Annotated in this window: 23 protein-coding genes; 8 read left to right on the top strand and 15 right to left on the bottom strand. The window is 66.9% G+C overall.

All coding sequences use genetic code 11. The features are described from left to right. Positions 1 to 112: 112 nt before the first annotated feature. On the bottom strand, positions 113 to 1,168 hold the full coding sequence (locus FPV16_RS12570; protein WP_227438519.1) for an aldose epimerase family protein: 1,056 nt from the start codon (positions 1,166 to 1,168) through the stop codon (positions 113 to 115). Between the two features lie 57 nt (positions 1,169 to 1,225). After that, positions 1,226 to 3,013: an ABC transporter ATP-binding protein gene (locus FPV16_RS12565; protein ID WP_413629281.1), complete on the bottom strand. Its 1,788-nt coding sequence runs from the start codon at positions 3,011 to 3,013 to the stop codon at positions 1,226 to 1,228. A 284-nt stretch (positions 3,014 to 3,297) separates the two neighbouring features. Between FPV16_RS12565 and FPV16_RS12560 the strand changes: the two genes are divergently transcribed. Beyond that, on the top strand, positions 3,298 to 4,236 hold the full coding sequence (locus tag FPV16_RS12560) for a metal ABC transporter substrate-binding protein (protein ID WP_227438514.1): 939 nt from the start codon (positions 3,298 to 3,300) through the stop codon (positions 4,234 to 4,236). Positions 4,237 to 4,269: 33 nt separating this feature from the next. Here the strand turns inward: FPV16_RS12560 and FPV16_RS12555 are convergent, their stop codons facing one another. The 5 genes from FPV16_RS12555 to FPV16_RS12535 all read right to left on the bottom strand — a co-directional run bounded on the left by FPV16_RS12555 (position 4,270) and on the right by FPV16_RS12535 (position 8,621). Beyond that, a complete protein-coding gene (locus tag FPV16_RS12555) occupies positions 4,270 to 4,698 on the bottom strand; it encodes a GNAT family acetyltransferase (RefSeq protein WP_227438512.1) in 429 nt (142 codons plus the stop codon). A gap of 40 nt (positions 4,699 to 4,738) precedes the next feature. Further along, positions 4,739 to 4,990 carry a molybdopterin converting factor subunit 1 gene (gene moaD / locus FPV16_RS12550; RefSeq protein WP_227438510.1) on the bottom strand — a complete coding sequence of 84 codons (252 nt, stop codon included), beginning with the start codon at positions 4,988 to 4,990 and terminating at the stop codon, positions 4,739 to 4,741. 31 nt (positions 4,991 to 5,021) lie between these two features. Further along, positions 5,022 to 5,621, bottom strand: a complete 600-nt coding sequence (gene pgsA, locus FPV16_RS12545; RefSeq protein WP_227438508.1) for a CDP-diacylglycerol--glycerol-3-phosphate 3-phosphatidyltransferase — start codon at positions 5,619 to 5,621, stop codon at positions 5,022 to 5,024. Between the two features lie 97 nt (positions 5,622 to 5,718). Then, positions 5,719 to 7,773 carry an excinuclease ABC subunit UvrC gene (gene uvrC, locus FPV16_RS12540; RefSeq protein ID WP_227438507.1) on the bottom strand — a complete coding sequence of 685 codons (2,055 nt, stop codon included), beginning with the start codon at positions 7,771 to 7,773 and terminating at the stop codon, positions 5,719 to 5,721. Between the two features lie 116 nt (positions 7,774 to 7,889). Beyond that, positions 7,890 to 8,621 carry a chemotaxis protein gene (locus FPV16_RS12535; protein ID WP_227438505.1) on the bottom strand — a complete coding sequence of 244 codons (732 nt, stop codon included), beginning with the start codon at positions 8,619 to 8,621 and terminating at the stop codon, positions 7,890 to 7,892. 334 nt (positions 8,622 to 8,955) lie between these two features. Here FPV16_RS12535 and FPV16_RS12530 point away from each other — a divergent pair, with 334 nt between their 5' ends. Then, positions 8,956 to 9,726: a L,D-transpeptidase gene (locus FPV16_RS12530; protein WP_227438626.1), complete on the top strand. Its 771-nt coding sequence runs from the start codon at positions 8,956 to 8,958 to the stop codon at positions 9,724 to 9,726. 103 nt (positions 9,727 to 9,829) lie between these two features. Here FPV16_RS12530 and FPV16_RS12525 read toward each other — a convergent pair whose 3' ends face one another. From FPV16_RS12525 to pgeF, 3 genes are all read right to left on the bottom strand, one after another. After that, positions 9,830 to 10,558 (bottom strand): DUF2076 domain-containing protein, encoded by a 729-nt coding sequence (locus tag FPV16_RS12525; RefSeq protein WP_227438503.1) that lies wholly within the window; start codon positions 10,556 to 10,558, stop codon positions 9,830 to 9,832. A gap of 272 nt (positions 10,559 to 10,830) precedes the next feature. Beyond that, positions 10,831 to 11,676: an outer membrane protein gene (locus FPV16_RS12520; protein WP_227438501.1), complete on the bottom strand. Its 846-nt coding sequence runs from the start codon at positions 11,674 to 11,676 to the stop codon at positions 10,831 to 10,833. Between the two features lie 271 nt (positions 11,677 to 11,947). Beyond that, positions 11,948 to 12,718, bottom strand: coding sequence for a peptidoglycan editing factor PgeF (pgeF, locus tag FPV16_RS12515; RefSeq protein WP_227438500.1), 771 nt, complete (start codon positions 12,716 to 12,718; stop codon positions 11,948 to 11,950). A 176-nt stretch (positions 12,719 to 12,894) separates the two neighbouring features. Between pgeF and FPV16_RS12510 the strand changes: the two genes are divergently transcribed. The 6 genes from FPV16_RS12510 (at position 12,895) to FPV16_RS12485 (ending at position 17,671) form a co-directional block, all read left to right on the top strand. Continuing rightward, entirely contained in the window at positions 12,895 to 13,464 is a 570-nt protein-coding gene (locus FPV16_RS12510) for a hypothetical protein (protein WP_227438498.1), read from the top strand. Positions 13,465 to 13,971: 507 nt separating this feature from the next. Beyond that, positions 13,972 to 14,196, top strand: coding sequence for a hypothetical protein (locus FPV16_RS12505; RefSeq protein WP_227438497.1), 225 nt, complete (start codon positions 13,972 to 13,974; stop codon positions 14,194 to 14,196). 6 nt (positions 14,197 to 14,202) lie between these two features. Continuing rightward, positions 14,203 to 15,024, top strand: coding sequence for an acyltransferase (locus tag FPV16_RS12500; RefSeq protein WP_319802241.1), 822 nt, complete (start codon positions 14,203 to 14,205; stop codon positions 15,022 to 15,024). A gap of 159 nt (positions 15,025 to 15,183) precedes the next feature. Next, complete coding sequence (locus FPV16_RS12495; RefSeq protein WP_227438496.1) at positions 15,184 to 16,293, top strand: aromatic ring-hydroxylating oxygenase subunit alpha; 1,110 nt, start codon at positions 15,184 to 15,186, stop codon at positions 16,291 to 16,293. Positions 16,294 to 16,360: 67 nt separating this feature from the next. After that, the gene (locus tag FPV16_RS12490; RefSeq protein ID WP_227438495.1) at positions 16,361 to 16,561 is read left to right on the top strand and encodes a hypothetical protein; all 201 of its coding nucleotides are present in this window, start codon (positions 16,361 to 16,363) and stop codon (positions 16,559 to 16,561) included. Between the two features lie 45 nt (positions 16,562 to 16,606). Next, positions 16,607 to 17,671: an MBL fold metallo-hydrolase gene (locus FPV16_RS12485; protein ID WP_227438622.1), complete on the top strand. Its 1,065-nt coding sequence runs from the start codon at positions 16,607 to 16,609 to the stop codon at positions 17,669 to 17,671. Positions 17,672 to 17,691: 20 nt separating this feature from the next. On the opposite strand, the gene hslU is transcribed toward FPV16_RS12485, so the two are convergent. From hslU to hemF, 5 genes are all read right to left on the bottom strand, one after another. Continuing rightward, on the bottom strand, positions 17,692 to 19,005 hold the full coding sequence (hslU, locus tag FPV16_RS12480; protein ID WP_227438494.1) for an ATP-dependent protease ATPase subunit HslU: 1,314 nt from the start codon (positions 19,003 to 19,005) through the stop codon (positions 17,692 to 17,694). Positions 19,006 to 19,210: 205 nt separating this feature from the next. Next, positions 19,211 to 20,881 (bottom strand): methyl-accepting chemotaxis protein, encoded by a 1,671-nt coding sequence (locus tag FPV16_RS12475; protein ID WP_227438493.1) that lies wholly within the window; start codon positions 20,879 to 20,881, stop codon positions 19,211 to 19,213. An 88-nt stretch (positions 20,882 to 20,969) separates the two neighbouring features. Next, positions 20,970 to 21,506, bottom strand: a complete 537-nt coding sequence (gene hslV / locus FPV16_RS12470; protein ID WP_227438620.1) for an ATP-dependent protease subunit HslV — start codon at positions 21,504 to 21,506, stop codon at positions 20,970 to 20,972. Positions 21,507 to 21,616: 110 nt separating this feature from the next. Next, positions 21,617 to 22,735: an ATP-dependent DNA helicase gene (locus tag FPV16_RS12465; RefSeq protein ID WP_018042306.1), complete on the bottom strand. Its 1,119-nt coding sequence runs from the start codon at positions 22,733 to 22,735 to the stop codon at positions 21,617 to 21,619. Next, on the bottom strand, positions 22,732 to 23,604 hold the full coding sequence (gene hemF / locus FPV16_RS12460) for an oxygen-dependent coproporphyrinogen oxidase (RefSeq protein WP_227438618.1): 873 nt from the start codon (positions 23,602 to 23,604) through the stop codon (positions 22,732 to 22,734). Before hemF ends, FPV16_RS12465 begins: the two co-directional genes overlap by 4 nt. Positions 23,605 to 23,640: the final 36 nt, after the last annotated feature.

Genomic DNA, 23,640 nt, shown 5'->3' with positions numbered 1-23,640 from the left:
CCCTCGCCGAGGCGAAGGGCACCTGAGGATGAGGTGGTCTGCTCGGATGATCGCCTTTGGCAGACGATCGACTCGGGCATGAGCCTCCGCTGAGAATTCCGAGTGAACCTGCTCAGTCCAGGCTGAACCGATAGGTCGTCGTCGCCGCAAAAAGCTCGCCGGGCCGAAGCTCCGTGGAGGGGAAGTCCGCCCGGTTCGGCGCATCGGGAAACCCCTGCGCCTCGAAACAGACCGCATCGCCGGATCGGTACAGCCGCCCGCCGGACCCGATCACCGTGCCGTCGAGCATGTTGGCGGTGTAGAGTTGCAGGCCCGGCTGGGTGGTGGCGACGTCGAGCCGGCGCCCGCTCGACGGATCGAGGGCGGAGGCCGCGTGCCGCAAGCGGCCGGGGTCGCGCAGGATGCCAGGGTCGCGCAGGATGAAGGTGTGGTCGTAGCCATGCGCCAGAGCGAGTTGCGGATCGGCGTCGCGGATGCGGGTGCCCAGGGCTTCGGGCTTGCGGAAATCGAAGGCCGTGCCCGCCACGGGTCTGATCTCTCCCGTGGGGATCTGCCCGGCATCGGTGGGGAGGTAATGGTCCGCCGCGATGGCGACCCGGTGCTGCATCACGTCGCCAGAGCCCTCGCCGGAGAGGTTGAAATAGCTGTGGTTGGTGAGGTTGACGATGGTCGGCCGGTCGGTCCGGGCGGTGTAGTCGATCCGCAGGGTCTCGTCGTCCCTGAGCGTATAGGCGACCTCGACATTGAGATTGCCGGGAAAGCCCTCCTCGCCGTCGACCGAGCGGTAGCCGAGGACCAGGGAGGTATTGTCCGCCCGGATCACCCGCCAGATACGCCGGTCGAAGCCGTTCTCCCCGCCATGCATGGTGTTGCCACCGGCATTGAGCGGCAGTTGATGATCGCGTCCGTCGAGGCTGAAGCGTCCCCCGGCGATGCGGTTGGCGTAGCGGCCGATGATGGCGCCGAAATGCGCGTCGCTCGCCTCGTAGCCCGCAACGTCACCGGCGCCGAGGACGACGTTCGCCCAATTGCCCTCGCGGTCGGGCGTCTCGACCCGGCTGACCACGCCACCGTAATTGAGGATGTCGACACGTAGGCGGGACCGGGCGAGCCGGTATCGCGAGACGGGGCTTCCGTCCTTCGTCCGTCCGAAGGGCTGTGCTGCCATGCCGGCCTCCGTTTCGCGTGCGAGGATTTTGTCGGACCCTAACGCGCGGGATGCGGATCAGGGGGCGAAGGCCGGTTCGTCCGCATCGCCGGAGAGCTGCATGCGATGCAGGCGCGCATAGCCGCCCTGCGAGGTCATGAGGGCGTCGTGCGTTCCGGTCTCGATGATGCGGCCGGCTTCCATGACCACGATCAAGCCGGCATCGCGCACGGTGGAGAGGCGGTGCGCGATGACGAGGGTGGTCCGCCCCTGCATTAGGCGCAGCAGCGCGCCCTGGACCAGCCGCTCGGATTCGGAATCGAGGGCGCTCGTGGCCTCGTCGAGGAGCAGGATCGGCGCGTCCTTCAGGAAGGCGCGGGCCAGGGAGATGCGCTGGCGCTCGCCTCCCGACAGGCGCCCGCCGGAGGGGCCGACGCGGAACTCGTAGCCCTCGTTCAGCCGGCTGATGAAGCCGTGCGCGGCGGCGGCCTCCGCGGCGGCCTCGATCTCGGCGCGGGTCGCGCCGGGGCGGCCGAACCCGATATTGGCGGCGACCGTGTCGTCGAACAGCACCACGTCCTGGGAGACCACCGCTACGGCCGCGCGCAGGGACGGGATCGTCACGTCGCGCAGATCCGCGCCGTCGATGAGCACGCGGCCTCCGGTCACGTCGTAGAGCCGCGGAACGAGGTTGAGCAGGGAGGACTTGCCGGAGCCCGAGCGTCCGACCAGGGCGACGGTGGTGCCGGCGGGGACGGTGAGGTCGATGCCCTCCAGGGCCGGCGCGTCCTCGCGATAACGGAAGCGGACGCCTTCGAACCGGATCTCTCCGCCCGTGACGACCAGCGGCACGGCATCGGGCTTTTCGCGGATGCGCGGTGCCTCGTCCATCAGGGCGAAGTAGCGCTGCAAGGCCGCGCCGGCTTCCTGGAGAATGGCGTTGAGGGTGCCCAGCGCGCGGGCGGGCTGCGCCGCCAGGAGCAGGGCGGCGACGTAACCGGTGAAATCGCCCACCGTGCGGTCGCCGGACATGACGCGCTGGCCCACCAGAACCAGCACCGCCGCCACCGCGACCCCCCCGCCGATCTCCATCAGCGGATCGAGGCGTCCACGGGCATTGGCCGCCTTCATCTTGAGGCGGCGGACATTGTCGAACGCGCCGGAAGCCCGGCCCTTCAGGTAGGATTCCAGCGCGTAGGTCTTGGCGATGCGCGCGCCCTGCAGGCTCTCGGTGATGAGACTCGCCGTGAGACCCATCTGCTCCTGCGTCGTGGTGGAGACCTGGCGCAGCTTCCTTCCGATGCGGCCGATCGGGCCGGCGACGAAGGGCACGACCACCGCTGCCACCAGGGTGAGCACCGGGTCCATCCACAGCAGCGCGACGACGAGGGCGATCAGCATGGCGAGATCGCGCAGGAGCACGGTGGAGATGCGGGTCAGCGCCTCCTTGATGAAGGTGAAGTCCGTGGTGAAGCGCTGGGTGAAGGCCGCGGGGCTTTCCCGGCCGAGCTGGGCGAGGTCGGAGTCGATGAGGTGGCCATAGAGCGCCGCCTGCATGTCGGCTTCGACCCGGGTCACCACCCGGTTGGTCAGCACGGTCTGGCCGAACAGGGCAAAGCCCCGGATCGAGGTGATGGCGATGACGATGATCGGCCCATAGGTGAGGGCGGAGGGGTCCTTGTGATCGAACGCATCGAACGCGCCCTTGATCAGGGCGGGATACAGCCCCGTCGCGACCCCGATGATGGCGATCAGCACCAGGACGACGGCGAGGGTCACCCGGTGGGGCCGCAGCCAGTCGCGCCAGACCCGTCCGATGAGGGGTAGGGTGTCACCCCTGAGAAGCGGCCTACGGCCCATGGTCATCCGTTGTCTGGCGCGCGGGCAGGCGCCCGACATTCAGGCGGGGGTTTGCCGGGCGACGAGGGGAAGATCAAGCGACGCTCTCCACCTTGGCAATGTGATACTGTTACACTAGAGAGGGCGGCCAGAGATCGGGTACCGTCTGACCACCTCGTCCCGTCGCCTTCGATCGTGTGACGCATCGCACGGCGAGCCTCGCCCTCAATGCCGGGCGACGGCCCATCGGGGTAGGGGAGAGATGGCACAGAACCGGTATCCGGCGTTGGCGTGGTCAAGGAGCGGGACGAATGCAATCGAGACGCCACATCGTCAGATCGGCGGCAGCGGCCTGTGCCGCTCTCATCCTGGCCCTCGCCCCGTTCGGAGAAAAAGCGGACGCCGCCGAACCGCTGAAGGCAGTGGCCACGTTCTCCATCCTCGGCGATCTCGTGAAGCAGGTGGGCGGCGACCGGGTCGAAGTGTCGACGCTAGTCGGCCCCGATGCCGACGCTCATGGCTACAACCCGGCCCCCGGGGATGCGCGCAAACTCACTGCCGCCAATCTGGTCGTGGTCAACGGCCTCGGTCTGGAGGGCTGGCTCGACAGGCTGATCAAGGCGTCCGGAACGAAGGCCCCCGTCATCGTCGCCACCAAGGGCGTGAAGCCCATCGAAGGTGACGACGACCATGGCGGAGGGCATGCGGGACACGCCCATCACGACGATCCCCATGCCTGGCAGAGCATCGCCAATGTGAGGATCTACATCGCCAATATCAGCGACGGGCTCTCGAAGATCGATCCCGATCATGCCGCCGACTATGCGGCCAACGCGAAGGCTTATCTCGCCACCCTCGCGGGCCTGGAATCCGATATCCGCGCGACCATCGCGGCAATTCCCCCCGAGCACCGCAAGATCATCACCACGCATGATGCGTTCGGCTATTTCACCGCCGCCTACGGCCTCGACTTCATCGCCCCCCAGGGCGTCTCCACCGACAGCGAGGCGAGCCCGAAGGACGTGGCCCGCATCATCCGGCAGATCCGTCGCGACAAGATCCCGGCGGTCTTCTTGGAAAACGTGGCCGATCCGCGCCTGATGCAGCAGATTTCGCGGGAGAGCGGTGCCACGGTGGGCGGAAAGGTCTATTCCGACGCCCTGTCGGGTCCCGATGGCCCGGCGGCCACCTACGCGGCGATGATGCGCAGCAACCTCGCCGCCTTCAGCGCGGCGCTCGGCAAGAAGTGAGCGGGCGGCGCGGCTTGGTGAGCCTCGGCCCGCTCAGCCCGCATTCTCGCCGATGATCTTCTGCAGGCAGATCGTCCGGGTGTCGCGGTAGCCGAGATGTTCGTAGAAATGGCGGGTCGCGCCATTCTCCTCGCGCACGAGGAGCTGGACCTTCCAGACGCCGCGCGCGGACAGCCATTGCTCGGCCGCCTCCATGATCGCCCTGCCCAGGCCGAGGTCGCGAAGCCGCGGGTCGACGGCAACGTAATAGACCCAGCCCCGATGCCCGTCCTCGCCCACCATGGCAGTGGCGGCGATGGCCCCTTCGCGCTCGATCACCAGGATTGTCGAATGCGGATCGCGCCGGGCGAAGGCAATGTCCCTGGCCGGGTCGTTCCACGGCCGCGAGACTCCGGCGGCGAGCCAGAGGGCCACCACCGCGTCGGCATCGCCGTCCTGAAACGCGCGGATCACGGTGGTCATCGATAGGCACGCCCTCGCGAGAGATCCGGCGAGCGGTCGCTCAGCCGCCGGTCATCGGCGGGAAGAACGCGATCTCGGTGGCACCCGCGATGGCGGCATCCGGCTTGGCATGGATGCGGTCGATGGCCGCCCGCACGATGCCGGCATTCTCGAACGCATAGGCGTATTCCTCGCCGCGACCGCGCAGCCAGCCGACGAGATCGGCCACCGTCTCGGTCCCGGCCGGCAGGTCCACGGTCTCTTCGGCCTTGCCGATGCGTTCGCGCACCCAGGCGAAATACACGAGCTTCATAGTCTGCCCTTCCGGCTTCGGCATCGGCGGGTCAGCGCGGATCGTCGATCACGTGCCGGATGCCGGCTCTCATATAATCGTAGCCGGTGTACAGCGTCAGGGCCGCGGCGATCCACAGCAGGGTCTCCCCGGCGAGGACGGTATGGGGCAGGATCGTCTCTCCCGCCTTACCAGCCACGAGGAAGCCGATCGCCACGAGCTGTAGGGTGGTCTTCCACTTGGCGACGCGACTGACGGGGAGACTGACCTTCAGCTCCGCCAGATACTCGCGCAGGCCCGAGACGAGGATCTCGCGGCACAGGATGACGATGGCCGCCCACAGGCTCCAGTCATGGATCGTCTTGTCGGCCACCAGCATCAGCAGGCAGGCGGCGACGAGAAGCTTGTCGGCGATCGGATCGAGCATGCGCCCCAGGGCGGAGCTCTGATCGTAGGTCCGGGCGACGTAGCCGTCGAGATAATCGGTGATGGCCGCAGCGATGAAGACGCCCAGAGCCGTGAACCGCGCCACATGCTCGTCCGGCCAGTACAACAGCGCCACGACCACGGGGACGGCGACCAGCCGCCCGTAGGTCAGGCAATTCGCCAGCGTCCAGGCCGGTGACCGGCGTCGGAGGGGGAGGACAGTCATCGACGCGGTGAAACCATGGGCGGGGGGAGGGGTCAACCGCGATGATGGTGAGACGGTAATCCCGGGGGCGGTAGTTTCCGCGCGACGTGGCCGAGCCTCACCCTCCGGCCTGGAAAAAATCATACACCGCCCGCGCCGTGGCCGCGTTGACGCCGGGCGTGGTTGCCAGATCCTCCAGCGAGGCGCGCTGAATCGCCTTCACCGTCCCGAAATGGTGGAGGAGGGCGCGTTTGCGGGTCGGGCCGATGCCGGCGATCTCGTCGAGGGGGTTCTTAATCATCTCGCGTTTGCGCTTGGCCCTATGCGTACCGATGGCGAAGCGATGGGCCTCGTCCCGCAGGCGCTGGACGAAGTAGAGGGTCGGGTCGCGCGGCGGCAGCTTGAACGGGGCTTTGCCGGGCACGAAGAAAGTCTCGCGCCCCGCATCGCGGTCGCGGCCCTTGGCGATGCCCACGAGGGCGACATCGGTGACCCCGAGCTGTTCGAGGGCCGTGCGGGCGGCTTCGAGCTGGCCCTTGCCGCCGTCGATGAGCACGAGGTCGGGCCAGGCCGGCATCGTCTCGCCATCCGGTTCGGGGACCGGCTCGGACACGCCGCCTTCGCTGGCCGCCAACGCCGCCTCGTTCGGCGTGCGCGGGTTCTCCTTGACGAGACGCTTGAAGCGGCGCTGCAGCACCTCCTTCATCATCCCGAAATCGTCACCCGGCGTCAGCTCTTCCGACTTGATGTTGAAGGTGCGGTAATGCGTCTTGGCAAAGCCCGAGGGGCCGGCGACGATCATGCCCCCCACGGCGTTCGTGCCCATGATGTGGGAATTGTCGTAGACCTCGATGCGGCGGGGTGCGGCGGGCAGGCCGAACGATTGGCCCAGCGCCACCAGCAACTTGCCCTGCGAGGCGGTGTCGGCGAGCCTGCGCGCCAGGGCCTCCTTGGCGTTGCGCTGGGCGTATTCCACCAGGGCCTTGCGTTCGCCCCGCTGGGGCTGGTGGACCTCCACCCGGTTCTCGGCGCGGCTCGACAGGGCGGCCGCCATCAGCTCCGCATCCTCGATGGCGTGGGAGACGAGGACGATCCGGGGAGCCGGCTTGTCGTCGTAGAACTGGCTGATGAAGGAGGCGAGCACCTCGTCCGGCGTCATGGAGCGGTCGGCCTTCGGGAAATAGGCGCGGTTGCCCCAGTTCTGGAAGTTGCGGAAGAAGAAGACCTCGATGCAGAACTGGCCGGCCTGCTCGTCGAGGGCGAACACATCCGCCTCCTCGATACCCTGAGTGTTGACCCCTTGCGTCCCCTGGATCGCCGAGAGCGCGGAAATCCTGTCGCGAAAGCGGGCGGCGCGCTCGAATTCGAGTTTCTCCGAGGCGTCCTGCATCTCCTCGCGCATGCGGTCCTTCACCGCGTTGGATTTGCCCGACAGGAAGCCCTTCGCATTCTCGGCGAGCGCCTGATATTCCGGTAGGGCGATCTCGCCGGTGCAAGGACCGGCGCAGCGCTTGATCTGGTAGAGCAGGCAGGGCCGGGTTCGGTTCTCGTAATAGCTGTCAGTGCAGGTGCGCAGCAGGAAGGCGCGCTGAAGCGCATTGACGGTGCGGTTCACCGCCCAGACGGTGGCGAAGGGGCCGTAATAGCTGCCCTTGCGCCGTCTCGCACCACGATGCTTGACGATCTGTGGCGCTTCCGAATCCGCCGTGACCAGGATGTAGGGGAACGACTTGTCGTCCCGCATCAGCACGTTGAAGCGGGGCTTCAGCTGCTTGATGAGGTTGGCCTCCAGCAGCAGCGCTTCGGTCTCGGTGGCGGTGGTGACGAATTCCATCGCCGCCGTCTGCGAGATCATCCGGGCGATGCGGTTGGAATGGGCCTGGCCCCGCGCATAGGAGCCGACCCGGGCCTTCAGGTTCTTGGCCTTGCCGACGTAGAGGACGTCGCCCTTCTCATCGAACATCCGGTAGACGCCCGGTCCCGATGGCAGCGTACTCCAGAACCGGCGGATGATCTCCGTGCCGGCCTTGACCGCGCCTTCCTCGAAATCGAAGTCGATCTCGGGGCCGTCGTCGATGCGTTCGGGGGTCTCGTCCGCATCCTCGCGTTCGTCGAACGCATCCGGCGGCAGGTCGCGCTGGGAAGACGGGTCTTTCGCGGGCTGGCGGCTCATCCGCGAGACTTAAGCGCCGCGGATTCGAGAGGGAAGGGGCTCCCCGCTCTCCTCGGATCGTCGCGACCGGATTTCGACGGACCGCGACGGAAAGCGGTGGTCGATGCGGTCGGATCTCAATCGAACAGCGCGTCGATATCGCCCTGGTCGACATGGCCCGGATCGCTATCGAGCTTCGGTCCGTTGAGGAGCGAGCTTTCGTAGTCGATGCTGGGGGCCTGCGGCACGACGCCGAGGATCTCGCTGAACGAATCGAGGCCGCCCCAGGCGTCGATCATGCGATCGAGATGCTCCTCGATGAACTTGAGCACGCCGACGATCTTGTTGATGCGCTGGCCGGTGAGATCCTGGAAGTTGCAGGCTTCGTAGGCGACGATCACGCGCTCGAGGATCATGTCGACATTCTCGGCGCCGGCGGCATTGCGCATGGCCCGCAAGGCGCTGGCATTAATCTCGATCTCTTCCAGGGCGCCGAGGATCGTGCTCGTGGCGAGCTCGGTGGATTCCACCACCGCATCGAGTTCGCCGGCGACCCGCTTCATCCCCTTCCCGGTATTCTCCGAGTGATAGAGCGTCGCGATCTCCTGCTTGGTCCGGGTGATCGCGCCCTTCATTACGTCGAGCTCGGAGCGCATGGCGAAGGCTTCGTTGAGCTCCTTCCGGCAGGCTTCGATCGTCTCGACCGTGCTCGTCTGCGTGATGCGGCGGAGATCCTGGATCGCCGAGAGGATCTCATCGAGCTTCACGTCATCGGCGCCGGGACGCTCGACGGCGTGCACGACCTCCGCGACGGGTCGGAGGCTTGCCAAACCGAGGCTGTCTTCGATGCGGTAGCGCTTCATGTTCATCGGGGATGATCAGCCGGCAGGAGTAACTGGGTCGAATGGCGGGGCAGGCGTGGCTCGGGCGTCGTCATCCTCACGAACGACGCGAATCCCGAGACGAGACGCCTTCGAGCCACCATGCGACAAAGTCGTTGCCATTTCTTCAACAGACAAAAGGTCGTGCGCACTTTTACGGTCGATTCATGCTGTTCTTGAAAGCTACCAATGGAGCCGCAATGGACTGAACGATTCACCACGTTCTTTCACGCGATTCTCGTCCCGTCGGGCCAGCCTGGAGATCAGGTTCGTGATGGCCCGGAGTAGTCGCGTGTTGAAGCGTATCGAGTTGTGCGTCGCCATGGCCGGCCTGGCGGCGGCGGTGACGGGGGGAGCCGCACAGGCTCAGACATCCCCCGGCCAGTACGGTGGCGGCTTCATCGAATTCCTGGTGACGGGCAATGGAACGCCGCCGCGCGCCAGACGTCCCGGCCTCGCGGATGACGGCGTGCTCCCGCGCCACCCCGCCGCGCAGGGCTATGGCGGCGAGCCGATGCCGCGCGCGCTCTACTCGGGCGACCGCGTGCCCGACGTCGATCCTTATCTCGCTCCCGCGCGCACGCGGCTCGCGGCCCTGCCGTCGCAGGCGCTGCCCGAGACGCAGGCCGCCATGATCGAGCGCACACCCGACCCGCGCTATGCCCGACAGGTCGTTTCCTTCGATGGGCGGCAGAAGCCCGGCTCCATCGTCATCGATACCCGGACGAAGTTCCTCTATCTCGTCCAGCCCGCTGGTCAGGCCATCCGTTACGGCATCGGTGTCGGTCGTCCGGGCTTTGCCTGGTCGGGGATGAAGACGGTCAGCCAGAAGCGCGAATGGCCGGATTGGACGCCTCCGGCGGAGATGCTCCAGCGCCGCCCCGACCTGCCGCGCCACATGGCGGGCGGCCCGGCCAATCCGCTTGGAGCGCGGGCGCTCTATCTCGGCTCGTCCCTCTACCGCATCCACGGCACCAACGAGCCGCACACGATCGGGCAATCCGTCTCGTCGGGCTGCATCCGGATGATGAACGAGGACGTCATCGACCTGTATGAACGCACGCCCGTGGGGACGCGGGTCGACGTTTTGTGAGCGACGGCCGGCAACTCAAAAAAAAAGGCCCGGCGCGTGGGGACACGCGCCGGGCCTCTCTCGTTAATGAACCATCACGCACGATAAGGTGCGCAACCTTCGCTCACACCCAATCGTCGTCGCCGCCACCGCCCAGGTCGCCGCCGAAATCGCTGCCCGGATCGCTGTCGAACGAAGCGTCCTGAAAGTCGTTGCCGCCGCCGAGGGCCGAGCCGAGATCTTCGTTGCCCGCCGCGGCACCGGCCGAGGGAAGGCCCGCTGCCGCGGCGCTACCAAGCGCCGAATGCCCGCCGGCAAAGGCATTGGACAGGGCGCTGCCGAGCAGCATGCCGCCGGCGGCACCCGCCGCCATCGGAAGCGCGGTCGCCATGAAGCCGCCGCCGCGTGCGGGTGCCGCCTGCTGGCCGGCCCATGGGCCACCCTGCTGCGGTCCGCCGTAACCGGGCTGCTGGCCGTAACCCGGCTGCTGCCCATAACCGGGCTGCTGACCGTATCCCTGCTGCGGCCCACCCTGGCCGCCCCAAGGCTGGCCGGACGGACGCTGGGGTTCCGGCTGACGCGATCCACCGCCGAAGATGCTGGACAGGAAGCCGCCGCCGCCGCCCTGGGGCTGCTGCTGGGCCGCCTGGCGAGCCTGTTCGAGCTGCTCGTTGAGGCTCTTGATCGCCTCTTCCTGGACATAGATCAGCTGCGCCATCGCGTAAGGCGCGTAGGGCTGGGCGCGGAGCTTGTCCGCGATGAAGCGCTCGGCATCGGCGTCGCGGGGCTGGCTCGCGGCCTGCTCCAGACGCTGGAAAATGCCGCCGATGACCTCGCGTTCTTCGCTGTTCATGGGGTCGTCCTCCTGAGAGAAGCCTGCGGGCCAATGCCGCCCCGGCGCCTCCGAGATGGGGAGGCGCCTCAGGCTTTGTCAGGGGGTCAACGCGAACTTCGCCGTTGCGGATGCACCGGGAATCCGCTTCCCAGCATGAAATTTCTGACAGGTTTCGGGGTCGATCGCGGCAAGTCCCTGTCACGCAACAAAAAAGAGCCCGACCTTTCGGCCGGGCTCTTTCTTGGAAACGGAGGTCGCCGCCCTGAGGCGGTGACCGGATCCGCTAAGGCCTAGTACGAGCCGAACTTGTAGTTCAGGCCGGCGCGGACGACGGCGAACTCGGACTCACGCGCAGCGACAGCCGGGCTGATGGTGAGCAGACCCGACGGGGCGACGGCGGAGTTGAACACCGAGCGACCGCCGCGGTTGTTCTTGTCGTTCTCGAGGTTCACGTACAGGCCTTCGACCTTCAGCGTCACGGCCGACGACTTGAAGAAGTTGAAGAACGAGTCGGTGGGCAGAGCGTACTCGATACCACCACCAGCGGTGTAGCCGGTGCGGAAATCGTCGCCGCCCGTGGCGCCGTCGCCGTAGGCGAAGCCGCCGGTGCCGTACACGAGGGTGCGGTCGAAGGCGTAACCGATACGGCCGCGAACGGTACCGAAGAAGTTCATCTCGTTGCCCGGGATACGGACCGAGGTCGGGCTGACGAGAGCGCCGGCGGCGGGGCTGATGGTGCCGGCCACGGTGCGGCTCTTGTTGCCGAAATCGGTGTACTGGGCGTCAGCTTCGATACCGACGACCACGCCCGAACCCGGGGTGAACTGGTAGTTGTAGCCGACCTGGCCACCGCCGACGAAGCCTTCGAGGTCGTTGCCGCCGTTGGTGGACACGACCACCGGGGTGCGGGTGAAGGAGTTCAGCACCGAACCGCCCGGAAGGGTGTAGCGGTCGCTGTTGCTGCCGGCGTCGAAGCCGTAACCGGCGTTGATACCGAAGTAGGCGCCCGTCCAGGTGAACACCGGCACCGGCACGAACACCGGCGGAGCGGCACGGCGCGGAAGGTCGGCGGCGAAAGCGGAACCGGCGATGACGATGCCGGCGAGGGCGGTCGTGCCGCGAAGGAAGGATTTCATGGTCTGGTCCTCTACTCGTTAGCGCGGCCGCCTTTTTGGGAGCGGTCCTGCGCAATTCCCCGTCTATATCTCAGCATCCCTCAGGAAGCTGTTGCATCGCAACCACGCCGCGTGTGTCGAACACGGCCCCTTTGTGGCAGCGACCACCTCACGAGAGGCAACGCATAGCCAGAACACCGCCGAACGGCCAAGGTTCACCTGCGGCCACGCTTTTCCCACGCTCAGCCGAATGACAAATTGTCGCAGTTCCTGGCCGTCATCGTCTCTGCCGCTAGCCGGCGAGAACGATCGCCGAAATCAGTCGGCCGTAATCGGCCTCTCCCCGGTGGGTCGTGCGCCGATAGCTATAGAAGCGGTCGGGATCGGCGTAGGTGCAAAGGCCCAGTGTCGAGGCGTTCTCGATGCCGGCTTCGCGCAAGCGGCGCACGATGAAGCCGGGCAGATTGAACTGGGCGTGCCCGGCGCGCTCGCCCGGCGCGAAATGGGCGTCCGATTCCGGAACCTCATCGGCGAAGCGGGCGCGGAAATCGTCCCCGACCTCGTAGCCGGCTTGCGAGATCGTCGGGCCGAGTACGGCGACGATGTCGGCCCGCGCCGAGCCGAGCCGCTCCATGGCCTCCACCGTGGCGGCGATCACACCGGACAGGGCTCCCTTCCATCCCGCATGGGCGGCACCGACGACGCGGCCGACGGGATCGGCGAATAGGATGGGGCCGCAATCGGCAGTGGCGATGCCCAGAGCGAGGTTCGGAACGCGCGTGACCATGGCGTCGGCGCGGGGGCGGTCGGCGAGGGCCATGGGGCCTTCGATGATCGCGACTTCGGCGGAGTGGACCTGGTACAGGCTGACGAGATGGCTCGGCGGGACGCCGAGATGCCCGGCCATCCGGCTCCGGTTCTCCGCCACGCGCGCGGGCTCGTCCTGCGAGCCGAGGCCGCCGTTCAGACTGGCATAAAGGCCTTCGGAGACGCCGCCGGCACGGGTGAAGAAGGCGTGTCCGATGCCGGGCTGTCCCACGAGGCTGGGCGCTTCGATATACATATGAGCCGTGTCCGTCCTTTGGCGATTGCGCACCGAGCTATAGCATCAGCCCGGTCCGCGGGTTGGTCGCGCGCGGCCTTTCCATGACCACAAATCGGGACGGGGAAATTTTCTTAACCTTTACGGTTCGTTAAGCATGGTTTGATCGAATGCGTCTGCACACGAGGACGCGAGCGATGTCGGAACCAGCCCGTCACTACCAGGCACAGGATTCAAACGGACGTCCGACACCCGGACCGTTGCGGGATTGGCTGGCGGCCATGAAGGCGGCGACCACGTCCGCCGAGCAGGCCCCGGCCGTCGAAAATGTCGCGGCGTTCGAGAGACCGGCATCGCCGGAGAAGGCCGAGCCGCAGGCCTCGTCATGGTCGCCCCGGGTGGTGCCGCCGCCGGCCCGGACCGAGTCCGCCGAGGACAGCGACGTCTCCGAGCTGATGGCCGAGAACCTGATGCTCAAGGCCAAGCTCAAGGTCGAGAGCGACCGCTACGACCAGCTCCAGGGGCTTCTCGCCCAGGAACTGCGCCGCCTGCGGTCGCATGTGGAGAAGGAGATGGCCGAGCTCCACGACCTGCGCGCCGAGCGCGACCGCCTCACCGAACTCCAGACGATCTTCGTCGAAAAGCTCGACGAGGCCCGCGCGCGCTCCGAGAGCGATGCCGAGGCGTTGGCTCAGGCCAGTTCCGACCGCGACCTCTGGATGGCTCGGGCCGAGGCGCTCGCCCAGCCCCTGTTCCAGAAGCGCTGAAGCGCTCATTTTCTAGAACCCAAACGACGAAGGGCCGCCCCATGAGGGCGGCCCTTCCATTGCCGAACCGCTTGTCCGTTCGGCCGAACCCGGTGAGGGGTCCTCTAACGCGCTAGGCGTGCGCGCCGGAGGCGACGTTCCAGGTCCGGTAAGCCGAGGTAAGCGGCTGATTTAGGCAATGAGACACTGGATCACCTCCTTTCGTTCGTTGCGAGAACCCCAAGCTAGTCACGGATTCGCGGCTTGAAAAGCCCCGATGCGGCAGGCGCGGCGCCTCGCCGCTGGGGGCCTCCTTTTCGCTCTCCCGTGCTCGATGCGGGGAACCTGCGAGGGATGGCCGTGGGCCGTCCGCGCATAGCGCGGCGCCGTTAACGTTGGGCGTTCAAATGTCACACCGGATTGCGCATCCGCGTTACGATGGAGCCTTCTGACGACGGGCTTACCATGGTGGAGGCGGCTGCGTCGCATGCCGTGGACTTTCGGGCAATGCCGTCTATCGACGTTAAAATGGCGAAGGCCTCCGGCTACACGTCGGGCTTCGATTACCTGCGCATCGGCCTGTCCCTCTCCGTGCTACTCTGGCACTCCTATTCCGTGGCGAATTTCGACGAGTCGGTGCGGGTGTTCTGGGGCGGTCCCGCCCGCGCACTTCCCGCCGCCATCCTACCGATGTTCTTCGCCTTGTCTGGCTTCTTGGTGGCCGGAAGCCTCGCACGGACCCGCCTGCATTAATTCGCACTGCTGCGAATCCTGCGCATCGTCCCCGCCTTGGCCTTCGAGACGGTGCTGGTGGCGCTAGTGCTCGGGCCGATCTTCACCGTCTTGCCGTTGGGGGTCTACTTCACCTCACCGGAATTCCTGTCGTACTTCCTGAATATCGTGGGATACATCCACTACACCCTGCCGGGGGTCATCGGCGGCCAGATGCTAAACGCTCAGCTCTGGACCATCCCGACCGAACTCGAATGCTACCTCGCCCTGATCCTCCTGGCTCTGGTGGGGGCGACCCGGCGGCGAGCCCTGTTCGGCGCCGGTCTCGGCGTTCTCGCCCTCGGGCTCACGGTCTTCTCCGTGGGGGCGGGCGATCAAAGCCCTTACGCTCAGCTCGGAGGGCGGGTGCTGATCTTCTCGTTCCTTGCGGGCGTCCTCATCCATCTCTACCGCGACCGCATCCCGCATGACGGCGGCCTGTTCCTGGCGAGCCTCCTCCTGGCCGCCGGGCTTCTCACCTATCGCGAGACGTCCTATCTCGCCGCTTTTCCCGTGGCCTACGTCACCGTCTGGCTCGGCGCGACCGACCCGCGCAAGGTGCCGTTCGGGGACCTGTCCTACGGCGTGTTCCTGTTCCACTTCCCCATCATCAAGCTGTCCTACGACATTTTCGGCGCGAGCCTGACCTTCCCGGCCTATTTCGCGATCGCCCTGCCTTTGTCGCTCGCCTGCGCCTGGATGTCCTGGACCTTCATCGAGAAGCCCATTCTGGTTCACAAGAAGCAGATCATCGCGTGGATCGAGTCGGTGGCTTTGCTGCGCCGGAAGGTGGCACCAAGCGCCGGATAGATCTCGGGGAGATCACGGTCTCGACCGGTCCCTTTGACGCTTATGGCCACCGCCGCCACCGAGGCGTAAGACGGTGCGCTCTCCGCCATGCATCGTCCGGCACTCGACCGGCCGGGCATCGCCGGAGACGAGATCGCATCAGGACAGTCGCGGCCCATCATGCTTTCATCCCCGCCGACCCAGGCAAAGGCCGATACGGCGAAGAACCCGGCGACCGACGAAGCGGCCCTCGACCCGGATGCCATGCGCCAGCCCCTGCCGGATGCGTTCTACTGCGTCGGCCGATCCGACACGCTGAAGCCTGGCAGCCTGCGTGCCGTCGAACTCAATGGCGAGCAGATCGTCCTCGGCCGCGACAAGGCCGGAGCCGCCTTCGCCATGCGCGACCGCTGCCCGCACCGGGGCATGGCCCTGTCAAAGGGGCGCTTCGACGGCGATGCCGTGACCTGTCCCTTCCATGGCTGGCGCTTCGGCACCGACGGGCGCTGCCGCGACGTGCCCACCTTGTCCTCCGCGGATGCGGCGGATTTCACCCGGATCACGGTCCAGCGCTTTCCCATTCGCGAGAGCGCCGGTTTCGTCTGGGTCAACCCCTATCTCGGGGCGCCGGGCGGTGACCTGCCGCCCCTGCCGGAACTCGGGTTCGAGGCGGCGGGCTCCCTCGTGGTCGAGCTCGTGGTGGAGGCGTCCTTCGACCTCACCACATTGAGCCTCGTCGATCCCGGCCATGTGGCCTTCGTCCACGATTCCTGGTGGTTCCGCCCGTCGAAGGAGTTGCGCGAGAAGGTGAAGACCTTCACCCCGACGCCGCACGGCTTCACCATGTCGAGCCATGCCACCACGACGAGTTCGCCGGTCTACAAGCTGCTCGGCGGCGTACCGGAGGTGGAGATCGAGTTCCGCCTGCCCGGCGTGCGCCTGGAGCGGATCGAGGCCGGGCCGAAACGCGTGGCGAACTACACTTTCGCGACGCCGCTCACGCATAACCGGACCCTGCTGACGAACGCGCTCTACTGGAATATGCCGGTCCTGAACCTGCTGAAGCCCCTGGCGCGGCCGCTCATGCGGCAGTTCCTGACCCAGGACCAGCAGGTGCTCCAGCACGCCCAGGCCGGCCTCGACCGCAAGCCCACGATGGTGCTGTTCGGCCAGAGCGATCTCCCCTCGCAATGGTATTTCCGCCTCAAGCGCGAAGCTCTTCAGGCGGCGCGCGAGGCGCGGCCCTTCCGCAACCCGCTGGTGCTGCAGGAATTGCGCTGGCGGTCCTGAAACTTTCCGGCTCTCCGCCCCGTAGCTCGTCCTTTCAGACCGATGCTTTCGGGAAGGAGCGAGACCGTTGCCGCATTACGTCGTTCGCCGCAGCCGCATGGGGCGATTCAATTTCACGCTCATCGGTGCGCATGGGCGGATCACCGGCGTCGTCGCCATTCCGACCGAGAACAAGACCCGCGAGGAAGTCGAGGTCGAGGCTCATCGAAAGATCCGCGCGCTCGCCGGAGAACTGGTGGCCGTGATGCCCAAGGACTGCGAAGCCTGACGGAGGGCGTCTTGATTGCGCGGCGGCCACCGCCATCTCGGAACGATGAAACGGCAAAGCCTTCTCGCGACCCTCTCCGCGATCACCGTCATGACCCTCGGTGGTGTCGGCTACGCGGCGCACCGGCGCAGCAAGGGCCGAAACCCGTATTATAGCGGGCCCGTGACCGACCATTTCGACGGGCTGCAGTTCCACGGCGTCGATCAGCCGGCGGACAAGGTGCTCGCCGACATCCTGCGCTGGAAGCGTGAGCGGGCCGGCGTTGCGTGGCCGGCCTCGTTTCCGAGCCCCTTCAGCGATACGCCCCCCGAACGGGTGGAGGGCTTACGCGTGTCGCTCATCGGCCATGCGAGTTATCTGTTCCAGGTCGGCCGCCGCAACATCCTCGTCGACCCGGTCTACGCCCAGCGCGCCAGCCCCATCTCCGTGGCGGGTCCGAAACGGGTCAATCCGCCGGGCATCGCCTTCGATGCGCTTCCGCCCATCGACGTCGTGCTGATCACCCACAACCATTACGACCATCTCGACGGGCCGACCGTGGCCCGGCTCTGGCAGGACCATCAGCCCCTGATCGTGGCGCCGCTGGGCAACGACAGCATCCTGCGGTCCTTCGACGATACGATGCATGTGGAGACGTGCGATTGGGGCCAGTCCGTCGATCTCGGCGGCGGGCTCACCGTACACATGACTCCCGCCAATCACTGGTCGGCCCGGGGCCTGAACGACAAGCGCATGGCGCTGTGGTGCTCCTACGTCCTGACGAGCCCGTCCGGCGTCCTCTATCATTCCGGGGATACCGGTCTCGCCGATGGTGCGATCTTCCGCGATGCCCGCGACCGCTTCGGTCCCCCGCGCCTCGCCACCCTGCCGATCGGGGCCTACGAGCCGCGCTGGTTCATGAAGGGCCAGCACATGAACCCAGCCGACGCTGTCGTAGCGGCCAAGCTGCTCGGGGCCGAGCAGATGCTCGGCCACCATTGGGGCACGTTCCGCCTCACCGACGAGGGCATCGAGGAGCCGGTGGAGGCACTGCTGGCGGCCTGCGAAGCGGACGGGATCGATCCCGCCCGCTTCATTCCCCTGCGGCCCGGCCAGGTCTGGTCGGTCTGACGGACCGACGTCACCTCGGGCTACAGGATGAATCGGCTCAGATCGGCATTGGCCGCAAGGCTCTCGACGCGCTCGCGGACATAGGCCGCATCGATCGGCACGGTCTCACCGGACCGGTCGGTGGCGGTGAAGGAGATGTCGTCGATCACCCGCTCCAGCACGGTCTGGAGCCGGCGCGCCCCGATATTCTCCACCGAATTGTTCACCTCGACGGCGACCCGTGCCAGTGCGTCCACGGCGTCGTCGGTGAAATCGAGGGTCACGCCTTCCGTCGCCATCAGCGCCACGGTCTGTTTGAGCAGGCTCGCCTCGGTGGTGGTGAGGATCTGCTTGAAATCCTCCACGGTGAGCGGCTGCAACTCGACACGGATCGGCAGGCGCCCCTGCAGTTCCGGTAGGAGATCCGACGGCTTCGAGACGTGGAAGGCGCCGCTGGCGATGAACAGGATGTGGTCGGTCTTCACCGGACCGTGCTTCGTCGCCACCGTGGTTCCCTCGATCAGCGGCAGCAGATCGCGCTGCACGCCCTCGCGGGACACATCGGCCGACGAGCGGCCTTCCTTGGCGCAGATCTTGTCGATCTCGTCGAGGAAGACGATGCCGTTGTTCTCGACCTCGCGGATCGCCTCCTGCGTGAGGGATTCCGTATCCACCAGCTTGTCGGATTCCTCGGCGAGCAGGGGCGCATAGGCCTCGCGCACGGTCATCCGCTTCGGCTTGCCCTTCTGGCCGCCGAGCGCCTTACCGAGCATATCGCCGAGGTTGACCGCCCCCATGGACGCGCCCGGCATCCCCGGGATCTCGAACATCGGCAGGCCGGAGGGCGATCCGCCCGACAGCTCGATCTCGACCTCCTTGTCGTCGAGCTCGCTGGCCCTGAGCTTCTTGCGGAAACTGTCGCGGGTGGCCTGGCCCGATGTCGGCCCGACCAGGGCATCGAGGATACGCGATTCCGCCGCCGCCTCGGCCTTGGCCTGGACCGAGCGGCGCTTCTCCTCGCGCTTGAGGCCGATGCCGACCTCCACGAGGTCGCGGATGATCTGCTCTACGTCGCGGCCGACATAGCCGACCTCCGTGAACTTCGTCGCCTCGATCTTGAGAAACGGTGCGCCGGCGAGCTTGGCCAATCGGCGGGCGATCTCGGTCTTGCCGCAGCCCGTGGGGCCGATCATCAGAATGTTCTTGGGCGCCACTTCCTCCCGCAAGGGACCGACGAGCTGCTGACGACGCCAGCGGTTGCGCAGGGCAATGGCGACGGCGCGCTTGGCATCGTGCTGGCCGACGATGAACCGGTCGAGCTCGGAGACGATTTCGCGGGGGGAGAAGGTTGTCATCACGCTCCGGTCGGATGCGGCAGCTGCGCTGCCCGAGAAGAGGGGAGGGCGCGCAGTCGATCCGTACGGACGCGCCGCCCGCCGGTACGCGGACGGGGCGAGCCAAAGGCGGAACCCTGTGGGCGGGTCGGCACGGGATCGAGATCTGACACGATCCCGATCTAAGCGTCGGCGGCCGTCCTTTCCAGATGCTTCGGGGCAGCGCTCAGGCGGCCCGGATGCCGCCGACGAAACCCTCGACCTCGTGCCCGAGGCTCAGTGACTGGCGCGTCAGCTGCTCGGCCGCCGCCAGCACCTGGGATGCGCCGGCTCCGGTCTGAACCGCCGCGACCTGCACGTCCGCGATGGTGTCGGTGACCGCCTGGGTTCCGCGCGCCGCGTCGCTGACGCTACGGGCGATCTCCTGGGTCGCCACCTGCTGTTCCTCCACCGCCGCCGCGACACCCATCGCGATCGTGTGGACGCTGCCGATGGTGGAGCCGATCTCCTCGATGGCACCCACCGTATCGCGGGTCGCCTCCTGGATCGTCGCGATCTGCGCGGTGATCTCGTCCGTCGCCTTCGCGGTCTGAGCGGCGAGCCCCTTCACCTCGGCGGCGACCACCGCAAATCCGCGGCCGGCCTCACCGGCGCGAGCTGCCTCGATCGTGGCGTTGAGGGCGAGCAGGTTGGTCTGGCTGGCGATGCTGGAGATCAGGGCGACCACGTCGCCGATGCGGGAGGCGCTGTCGGCGAGGACCCGGACCCGCTCCGTGGTACGGCGCGCGCTTTCCACCGCACCGGCTGCGGCGGTGGACGTGTGGGTGACCTGTGCGCCGATCTCGTTGGCGGTGGCGGCGAGTTCCTCGGTGGCCGCCGCGACGGCCTGAACGTTCATGGCCGTCTCGTAGGCCGCATTCATCACCGCGGTGGATTGCCGGTTGGTCTGGTCGGCATTGGCCGCCATCGCGCGGGCGGTGAGTTCCATCTCGGCCGCCGAGCCGGCCAGCGTCTCGACGAGGTTTCCGACGCTGCCCTGGAAGCGATCCGCAAGCTCGTTTCTCTCGCCACGGCGACGCTGGGACGCGATGCCGGCGGCCTGGTCCTGAGTGGTACGCAGGTCCGCCGCCTCTTTCATCGTCGCCGAAAAGACCCGCATGCTGGTCCAGATCTCGCCGATCTCGTCGCGGCGGACCCTCGACTCGGGCAGGGTGAGATCACCCTCCGACAGGCGGCGGATCGCAGCAGAGACGCCTGACAGGGGCCGGGCGATCTCCCGCGTTCCGACGAAGCCGCCGATGAGGAGGCTGCCGAGGGTTCCGGCGATGGCCAGGGCGAGGAGCAGGTTCAGGCGCTCCCCGTAGAGATCGTTGGTCCATCGATCGATGGCCTCCACCTCGGCGGAGCTATGCGCCACGAGCTTTTCGATACTGTCCTGAAAAGCCTGACGGTTGGCGCGGTTGGCTTCGTTGAAGCCCTGTTCGGCGGCCGCCATCGGCGAAACCTGCGTGCCGAGCCGTACGGTCTCGGTGCGAAGGATGGTGAAGCTCGCAGCCTCGGCCACGATCTTGTCGAAGAGCGGACGCTCGCTCGCAGGCACTCTCGGGGCCCAGGCGGTGAGGAGGGCGTTCATAGCCTCCAAGTTCTTCTTCAGACGGACCGCGTATTTCTCTGCATCCCGGGTATCTTTGGCCGCGTAGATGCCGCGCGACTCGACCACGACGCTGGTGACGATCCGGTTCATGTTCGCGGCGTCGAGGGCACGCTGAGACGCCAGTTTCGCATCCGTCAGCGCCATGTTGAAGGTTTGCAACGACACGACACTAATCGTGGCAATGACGAGCGTCACCATCGAGCAGAGACCGACGAAACCGAGAATTTTTGCCCTGATGCGCATCGCAATCGACCGGATTCCTGAAGAAAGTCAGGCCTCAGCGCTAGGGGAATATCGACAAGTTTACGTTAATCGGGCCTTCGACCCGGCATTAAGATGCAGAAATCTCCAATTGCTCGATGACGAGATTGCCGTTCGTGTAGACACAGATCTCCGCCGCGATGCCGAGTGCTCGCCGCACGATCGCCTCCGCATCGTGCTCGCCATCCTCAAGCGCGCGGGCGGCGGCCAGGGCGTAGTTCCCGCCCGATCCGATCGCCATGACCCCGCCTTCCGGCTCCAGCACGTCGCCGGCGCCGGACAGGAGCAGGCTGACATCCTTGTCCGCCACCAGCATCATCGCTTCGAGGCGCCGAAGGTAGCGGTCGGTGCGCCAATCCTTGGTGAGTTCGACACAGGCGCGGGTCAGCTGACCGGGATACTGATCGAGCTTGGCTTCGAGCCGTTCGAACAGAGTGAAGGCATCGGCGGTGGCGCCGGCGAAGCCGCCGATGACGGAGCCCTTGGCGAGGCGGCGCACCTTGCGGGCATTGCCCTTCACGATGGTCTGACCGAGGCTGACCTGCCCGTCACCGCCGATGACCACCTTGCCGCCCTTGCGGACCATCAGGATCGTGGTGGCGTGCATTTGCGGCGGGCCGGATCGGTCGTGGGACAAGGCGTCTCTCCAAAGGGTTTCTGCGCTCAGGTGGGTGGCGGGTCGCCCGGATGCCACTCCCTCCGCAAGCAGACGCGGTGCTACACCACCACGGTGATGGCGCGGGCGGCGCGGGTCAGCCCGGTATAGAGCCAGCGCGCCCGGTGCTCGCGGAAGGCGAAGGATTCGTCGAACAGGACGACGTTGTCCCATTGCGAACCCTGAGCCTTATGGACGGTGAGGGCGTAGCCATAGGTGAACTCGTCGGTCTCACGCTTGAGGAAGGCCGGGATCTCCTCCTCGGAGCCCGACATCACCGCCCGCAGGACCTTGATGTCGATGGGCCGGCGGCGCAGGGCCGGGTCGTCGTCGGGCACGACATCGAGGCGGACCGTGTCGGCGCGGGGCGCGGCGCGAAGGGCATGGACCGTCCAGGTCGATCCGTTGAGCAGGCCCTTCGTCCGGTCGTTGCGCAGGCAGACCAGCTTCTCGCCCACCGCCGGCATCGGATCGGTATGACCCGCGAGTTCCCGCAGGCGGTTGTTGTAGAGCCGCCGCGTCTTGTTCATCCCGACCAGGACCTGGTCGCATTCGAGCACGCTCGACGGGTCGAGGGAGCGGCGCGAGACCACACGGCTCTCGCCGTACTCGCCGATGCTGAGCCGGCCGCCTTCGCGGATCGTCATGGCCATGCGCACGATCGGGTCGTCGGCGGCCTGCCGGTGCACGTCGGTGAGCATCACGTCGGGCTCGGCCTCGGTGAAGAACCCGCCGCCGCGCACCGGGGGCAATTGGGCGGGATCGCCGAGGACCAGCACCGGCTTGTCGAAGGAGAGGAGGTCGTTGCCGAGATCCGAATCGACCATGGAGCACTCGTCGATGACGACGAGTTCCGCCTTGGAGACCGGCCCGGTGCGGTTGAGGGTGAAGGCCGGCCCTCCCTCCTCGGTCTCCTTGCTGCGATAGATCAGGCTGTGGATCGTCGCGGCATCGTGGCAGCCCTTCGACCGCATCACCGAGGCGGCCTTGCCCGTGAAGGCGCCGAAGACGACCGTGCCCTCCACATCGTCGGCGATGCGACGCGCCAGGGTGGTCTTGCCGGTGCCGGCATAGCCGAACAGGCGGAACACCTGCGGGCCACCGGCCTTGCGCCATTCGGCGATGGCTTTCAGCGCCGCGTCCTGCTGCGGCGCGTAGCGGGTCGGTAGGTCGTCGCTCACGGCCAGCGCACGGTGGGCGGCAGCGAGGACAGGATCGAGGCGACGTTGCCGCCGGTCTTCAAGCCGAAGATGGTGCCCCGGTCGTAGAGCAGGTTGAATTCCACGTAGCGCCCGCGCCGCACCTGCTGCTCGAGCCGATCCGCCTCGGTCCAGGCGCTCGCGAGATTTGCGCGCACGATGGCCGGATAGGCGTCGAGGAAGGCGAGGCCGACATCCCTGGTGAAGGCGAGATCGGCCTTCGGATCGCCGGTCCAATGATAATCGTAGAAGATTCCGCCAATTCCGCGGGGCTCGTTGCGGTGCTTGAGGAAGAAGTATTCCTCGCACCACGCCTTGTAGCGGGTGTAATCCGCCGCCGGCGCGTGAGCGTCGCAGGCCGCCTTCATCGCCGCGTGGAATCGCAGCGTGTCGGGATCGTCCTGGGTCCGCCGCCGGTCAAGGACGGGGGTCAGATCGGCGCCGCCGCCGAACCAGGTCTTCGTCGTGGAGACGAAGCGGGTGTTCATGTGAACCGTCGGCACGTTCGGGTTCCAGGGGTGGACGATGAGCGAGATGCCCGTGGCGTAGAAGCGCGGGTCTTCCGCCGCGCCCGGCATCTGAGCGCGAAATTCCGGGGCGAACTCGCCGAAGACCTGCGAGACGTGGACGCCGGCCTTCTCGAACACACGGCCATGCAGCATCGCCATGGTGCCGCCGCCGCCGGGCGTGCCGCTATGGTCGGTGCGCTGCCAGGGTGTCTTCACGAAGCGACCGGCCTCGGCCGGGGCATCGGGATGGAACGGCCCTTCGGCCTCCGCCTCGATGGCTTCCAGTTCCGCCACGATCCGGTCGCGCAGGCTTGCGAACCACGTGGTGACCTCGTCCTTCAGGAGGGCGAGCTCGGCGGCCGGGGGCGGTGGCGGGGT

Source organism: Methylobacterium sp. W2 (genome assembly GCF_020662345.1).
Classification (GTDB): Bacteria; Pseudomonadota; Alphaproteobacteria; order Rhizobiales; family Beijerinckiaceae; genus Methylobacterium.
The sequence above is the reverse complement of the archived record's forward strand: the minus strand, read 5'-3'. Positions and strand labels throughout refer to the sequence as shown.

What these genes read in the sequence shown, in the direction of transcription:
- FPV16_RS12570 (WP_227438519.1), bottom strand. Translation starts at nt 1,168, where the DNA reads ATGGCAGCACAGCCCTTCGGACGGACGAAGGACGGAAGCCCCGTCTCG.
- FPV16_RS12565 (WP_413629281.1), bottom strand. Translation starts at nt 3,013, where the DNA reads ATGACCATGGGCCGTAGGCCGCTTCTCAGGGGTGACACCCTACCCCTC.
- FPV16_RS12560 (WP_227438514.1), top strand. Translation starts at nt 3,298, where the DNA reads ATGCAATCGAGACGCCACATCGTCAGATCGGCGGCAGCGGCCTGTGCC.
- FPV16_RS12555 (WP_227438512.1), bottom strand. Translation starts at nt 4,698, where the DNA reads ATGACCACCGTGATCCGCGCGTTTCAGGACGGCGATGCCGACGCGGTG.
- moaD (WP_227438510.1), bottom strand. Translation starts at nt 4,990, where the DNA reads ATGAAGCTCGTGTATTTCGCCTGGGTGCGCGAACGCATCGGCAAGGCC.
- pgsA (WP_227438508.1), bottom strand. Translation starts at nt 5,621, where the DNA reads ATGACTGTCCTCCCCCTCCGACGCCGGTCACCGGCCTGGACGCTGGCG.
- uvrC (WP_227438507.1), bottom strand. Translation starts at nt 7,773, where the DNA reads ATGAGCCGCCAGCCCGCGAAAGACCCGTCTTCCCAGCGCGACCTGCCG.
- FPV16_RS12535 (WP_227438505.1), bottom strand. Translation starts at nt 8,621, where the DNA reads ATGAACATGAAGCGCTACCGCATCGAAGACAGCCTCGGTTTGGCAAGC.
- FPV16_RS12530 (WP_227438626.1), top strand. Translation starts at nt 8,956, where the DNA reads ATGGCCGGCCTGGCGGCGGCGGTGACGGGGGGAGCCGCACAGGCTCAG.
- FPV16_RS12525 (WP_227438503.1), bottom strand. Translation starts at nt 10,558, where the DNA reads ATGAACAGCGAAGAACGCGAGGTCATCGGCGGCATTTTCCAGCGTCTG.
- FPV16_RS12520 (WP_227438501.1), bottom strand. Translation starts at nt 11,676, where the DNA reads ATGAAATCCTTCCTTCGCGGCACGACCGCCCTCGCCGGCATCGTCATC.
- pgeF (WP_227438500.1), bottom strand. Translation starts at nt 12,718, where the DNA reads ATGTATATCGAAGCGCCCAGCCTCGTGGGACAGCCCGGCATCGGACAC.
- FPV16_RS12510 (WP_227438498.1), top strand. Translation starts at nt 12,895, where the DNA reads ATGTCGGAACCAGCCCGTCACTACCAGGCACAGGATTCAAACGGACGT.
- FPV16_RS12505 (WP_227438497.1), top strand. Translation starts at nt 13,972, where the DNA reads ATGGCGAAGGCCTCCGGCTACACGTCGGGCTTCGATTACCTGCGCATC.
- FPV16_RS12495 (WP_227438496.1), top strand. Translation starts at nt 15,184, where the DNA reads ATGCTTTCATCCCCGCCGACCCAGGCAAAGGCCGATACGGCGAAGAAC.
- FPV16_RS12485 (WP_227438622.1), top strand. Translation starts at nt 16,607, where the DNA reads ATGAAACGGCAAAGCCTTCTCGCGACCCTCTCCGCGATCACCGTCATG.
- hslU (WP_227438494.1), bottom strand. Translation starts at nt 19,005, where the DNA reads ATGACAACCTTCTCCCCCCGCGAAATCGTCTCCGAGCTCGACCGGTTC.
- FPV16_RS12475 (WP_227438493.1), bottom strand. Translation starts at nt 20,881, where the DNA reads ATGCGCATCAGGGCAAAAATTCTCGGTTTCGTCGGTCTCTGCTCGATG.
- hslV (WP_227438620.1), bottom strand. Translation starts at nt 21,506, where the DNA reads ATGCACGCCACCACGATCCTGATGGTCCGCAAGGGCGGCAAGGTGGTC.